This is a genomic window from Sphingobium lactosutens DS20 (genome assembly GCF_000445105.1).
GTDB classification, from domain to species: domain Bacteria; phylum Pseudomonadota; class Alphaproteobacteria; order Sphingomonadales; family Sphingomonadaceae; genus Sphingobium; species Sphingobium lactosutens.
Genome location: NZ_ATDP01000025.1, coordinates 1 through 2,141, shown reverse-complemented (window position 1 = coordinate 2,141; position 2,141 = coordinate 1). Strand labels below are relative to the sequence as shown.

Below are 2,141 nucleotides of genomic sequence, written 5' to 3'. Positions count from 1 at the left end.
GCGCGGCGCTGTAGCGCGCTACAGCGCCGCTTCGAACAGCGCGGCCTTTCAGGAACAACCTTCCGCTACCCGAGTTGCGCATAGTTCTTGCGTTCCTGAAGTACCGACGGACAAGGGCCGGCAGTTGCGCGGCCCCTCCCCACCGAGCACCCCGTCCTACCGGGACGCTATCCCATAGAATATGAGATCTCAGCCATGACGCGGGGCTCAGCGGCCGGGCGTTGCCGCCATTATTTTCGCCTATTACGCTGTGCGGGCCGAAGTCACAGCCACCTTGGCCAAGCCGTTACGTCCTTCCGGGCCAGGCTCGGGCATCGATCATCCCACCAGTTGACCGGCGCCGGGTACATCAGGAACGCGGACACCCTTTCGATCATCGCACGTCGTTTCCAAGCAACCAGGATATAAGCCGGATAAAGCAGATGGCGGGTCAATCTCGTGCCGGCGCTTCCTGGAACGAGAGGGAAGGGAAGGGGGGAACGCTGCGATCGTTTATCGAGATCGGCTCCGCGGCAATCGATCAGGCGTTCCTGAAATACCGTGCGGAGGAAAACTCCGCCGCCTCGGTCCGCCATGGCAGACGAGATCAAACGGCCGAGCCCAATAGGCGGCCGTTCCCAAAGTACCGCGCCATCGACGTGTATTCACGCCTCGCCAGGCCCGGAGATGATGGCCCGGCGACCGCCGTTTCAAGCGCCCGGCAGCCAGTCATTGAAGTTCAAACCAGAGCGAAACTCCGCTCCAGAGGCTGGCCGCCTGTCTCGATCGGCCCTTCGTTCCTAATATACCGTGGGAGAGTCGGGAGGCCTTGCCGATTTCCCGGCCAGCAAGTGCCCGAGTGTCATGATCGCGGCTACAAGAGTGGCTATCAACTGTGTCCGCCTGTGTCGTCAGGAAGCTCAAAACTCCGGGAAATCAGGGATGTAGCATCGAGTAAAACGCGTTTTACCGCCCTTTCCGCCCCGATCTCCAATGACCCGCCCACACGGTATTTCAGGAACGGCGCACGGTACATTGGGAACCGAATCACGGTCCAATGGGAACACCGCACAGGGTATTTCAGGAACGGTCAGACGGTATTACGGGAACGCGCTGAATTCCCCGACTCGTGATGAATCCATGAGTCGCGTCCGGCGCATCCACAGCCTAACTTTCTATCTTTATTTCTAAAGGAATTAACGGCGCCTGCGGCGCTTCTCCCTTTCTTTGAAAAGATTGAAGGGGGAGGGGACGCCATCGGCAAGCACCGAACACAATGACAAGGCCCAGTGCCCGATCTCGCACGAGCATAGAGCATCCAGAGGATGGCGTTCAACATCCGCTGCCGAACCGTGCATCGCCCGCCTCCCGATCAATCAGCGCGACAACACTCGACGATGCGCACTCGAAGCTGGTCCCATCATCTTGGCTACCCTGCCTTGATTCCCGCGGACGATGGCGGACGAGATCCCGGTTCACCTCATCCTGTCGCCTGACCTACCTCATCACCGGGTCTGCCTCGACGCCTTCGAAAGAATCGAATGTCGGCGAGCCCAGATCGAAGTCCAAACTCTCGAGGGCCTGTTGGAAGCCTGGATCTACCTCGATGCTGAACGTCTGCCATCGAACGGGCATCCAGCTGGCGTAGCGCTCACGCGACATCACCTCGTTCGATCAGCTTGTGAAATGTTAGGGTACATACCGCCGAAGCCAGGGTGCTTCATATCCAGCGCACCCCTCAAAATCGGAACAAACCGAGAAATAGTCCTAAAACGCCGCCAGAGCCTTACCAGGCGCTTTTGGGCCTTCTGGCATCCACGGCCTCATGAATAGCGTCAAATCGCTCTGTGCGGGCGTCTGGCTGGGCCGTATTTTGGGCCAGTTGTCACAAGTTTGTGATCAAAATCAGAGCGCACATGATTGTGAACCCCACTTGCTCCCACCGCAAATTCGCATTTGATTCGCAACACCTGTCATGGCGACGAAAGCTTTGGCCCGCGCGCGCTTGTAAGCAGCTTGTCGATGGCGGCCATTTCCTGATCAAATGCATCGAAAGCCACGGTGAGGTCGCGGCTCGCGGGCAGGGGAGGGGGCTCCTTCGCCGGACGGCCGCGCTTCGGTGCTGCATAACCGAATTCGACCGCAAGGTCCGGTGGCAGAAA

At 59.0% G+C, this 2,141-nt stretch carries 1 pseudogene; it reads right to left on the bottom strand.

Going from position 1 to position 2,141, the window contains the following annotated elements:
* Positions 1-1,952 precede the first annotated feature (1,952 nt).
* A pseudogene (locus RLDS_RS56775) lies at positions 1,953-2,141 on the bottom strand (hypothetical protein); the annotation flags it as partial.